Genomic DNA, 2,690 nt, shown 5'->3' with positions numbered 1-2,690 from the left:
CCCGCCCCCCGGCCCGCGGGGGGGGCGGCGCGGGGGCGGGTGGGCGGGCCGCGCGCCCGGCCGCGCCCCCGCGATCTGGTCGAAGATGCCCGCGCCGATCGCCACCGCCCGCATGCCGTCGGCGAGCGCGTGGTGGAGCTTCACCAGAACGGCGCACTCGCCGCCGCGGTCCGCGGTCAGTACGAACATCTCCCAGGGCGGCAGTCCGCGCGCCAGCGGGCGCTCCATCAGCTCCCCCGCCAGCAGGGTGGCTTCGGCCGCGAACCCCTCCGCGGGCAGCAGGACGCGCCGGACGTGGCGGCGTACGTCGAAGTCCTCGGCCACGGCCCACTCCGAGCCGCCGACGGGCAGCCGGACGCTCCGTACGCGCAGCCGCAGGCGGGGGACGGCAGCGGCCCGGGCCGCGAGGAGGTCGAGGAGGTCCTCGCCCTCCGGACAGCCCTCGTCGCCGCCGAAGAGGGCGAGCGCACCGAGGTGCATCGGGTGCTCGCTGGATTCGAGGTGCCAGAACGCCAGGTCAAGAGGTGCCAGAAGCTCGGTACTCAACTTGGTGCTCAACTCGGTGCTCAAAGAGCCCTCACGTCGTGGGGTGCCGGGGAAGCCGGGGAAGCCGCAGGTGTCGGGAAAGCCGACGGAGCCCGCAGTCAATCGCGATCGGTCGGTTACGGTCAAGTACGTCCAGAACGCGGACAGTTACCGTGGCGGGACAGCGAACTCGCACCACAGTGCCTTGCCCTCGCCCCTCGACTCCACTCCCCACACGTCCGCCAGCAGGTCCACCAGCAGCAGGCCGCGCCCGGACTGTGCCGAGTCGCCCGCCTCACGGCGGCGCGGCAGCGCGCTGGAGGCGTCCGCGACCTCGATGCGCAGCCTGCGTTCGGCCGCGGTGAGGATCCGTACGGTCAGGACGGCGCCCCCGTCGGTGTGCATGAGCGCGTTCACCATCAGTTCGTCGGCGACGAGTTCGATCTCGTCGCCGCGGGACTCGGCGCCCCAGGCCCGTACCGCCGCCCGGATCATGTGGCGGGCCGAGGACAGCGCCTCGGGGTCGTTCGGTGCGACGTGCTGCTGGAGCCGGGCGCCCGCCCGGGGCGCGTCGGCGGCGCGGCGGCGCAGGAGCAGCAGCGCCACGTCGTCCCCGCCGTCCCGTTCGTCGACCGCCTCGCACAGCCGGTCGGCGAGCTGCTGGATGTCTCGGGGGCCGCCGTGCACCAGGTCGGCGAGCGCCCGGAGCCCGTCGTCGAGGTCGGCGCCCGGCTGCTCCACCAGCCCGTCGGTGTAGAACAGGAGCGTCTGGCCGGGGTCCAACTCCCTTGTGGTGACCGGGTATTCGAGCTGCCCGAACTCGGCGGACAGGCCGAGCGGCAGCCCGCCCTCCACCGGCACCCGGCGGCACGAGCCGTCGGCGAGCCGCAGCAGCGGCTCCATGTGCCCCGCCCGTACCAGCTGGACGACTCCGGTCGTGAGGTCGATCTCGGCGTAGGTGCAGGTCGCGAAGCGCTCCGTGTCGAGCTCGTGGAGGAAGCCGGAGGCCCGGGCCATCACCGTCGCGGGGGTGTGCCCCTCGGCCGCGTACGCACGCAGCACGATCCGCAGCTGGCCCATCACGGCCGCCGCGTGCGTGTCGTGCCCCTGTACGTCGCCGATGACGGCACCCACCCGGCCGCCGGGCAGCGGGATCACGTCGTACCAGTCGCCGCCGATGTCCTGCCCGTCGCGCGCCGAGCGGTAGCGGACGGCGATGCTCGCACCGGGAATGCCGGGCACCCGGCGCGGCAGCATCGCCTGCTGGAGACCCTCGGCGAGGTCCTTCTCCCGTTCGTACAACAGGGCCCGCTGGACGCTCTGCGCGATGCTGCTGCTCAGTGCGATGAGGAGGTTGCGCTCGTCGGAGTCGAAGCTCGTACGCCCGCTGTAGAGCAGCCCGAGGGCGCCGACCGGGCGGGCCTGCGCGATCAGCGGCAGATACGCCGCCGAAGTGACGCCGAACGTGCGGACGTGCGCCCACAGCTTGGGGTAGGAGGCCGCGAAGTCGTCGGCGGACTCGATGAACCGGGGTGCCAGCGTGCGCACCACCTCGCTCATCGGGAACCCGGGGTCGTCGATACGGGTGTACCGGGTGCCGGGCATGAACTCCGGCCCCTCGGCCACCAGCCGGATGCGCCCCGCCTCGACCAGGCCCAGCACCAGCGACGACGACTCGAAGCTGCCGAGGTCCTGGGTGCCCTTGAGCACGTCGATGACGTCGCGGACGCTGCGGGCGTGCGCCAGCGCGGCCGTGGTGTCCGCGACGACGCCGGTGCCGCCGCGGCCCCTCGTGTCGTACTCGGTGCGGTCGGCGAGGTCGGCGATCTCCTGTCCGGCGTCCCGGACGACGCCGATGATCCGGTACGGCCGTCCGGAGGCGTCGCGGCGGATGGTGCCCTGGGTGTGGCTCCAGCGCAGCGAGCCGTCGCGGCGGCGGACCTTGAAGTAGCTGCCGTACGAGGTCTCGCCGCTCTTCATGGCCTGCGCGACGACGCTGTCCATCCGCTCGCTCTCGCCGGGCGCCACCCTGGAGGCCAGGCCCGAAGGGGTGCCGTCGAACTCCTCGGGCAGCAGGTCGAACACCTCCAGGGCGGAGGCGTCGAGGTGCAGGTGCGACTGGGCCAGGTCCCAGTCGAAGATGCCCATCCTGTTGAGCGCCAGGC

2 protein-coding genes are annotated in these 2,690 nt (G+C 73.3%); both read right to left on the bottom strand.

Annotated features, from left to right (window positions below):
* A partial coding sequence (locus ACWGIG_RS38325; RefSeq protein ID WP_453326350.1) for a wax ester/triacylglycerol synthase domain-containing protein occupies positions 1-546 on the bottom strand: 546 nt, incomplete at its 3' end.
* A 147-nt stretch (positions 547-693) separates the two neighbouring features.
* On the bottom strand, positions 694-2,688 hold the full coding sequence (locus ACWGIG_RS38320; RefSeq protein ID WP_453326349.1) for a SpoIIE family protein phosphatase: 1,995 nt from the start codon (positions 2,686-2,688) through the stop codon (positions 694-696).
* Positions 2,689-2,690 lie beyond the last annotated feature (2 nt).

The sequence above is a fragment of the Streptomyces sp. NPDC054863 genome (genome assembly GCF_053610825.1).
This window is presented reverse-complemented; position numbering and strand designations above follow the sequence as displayed.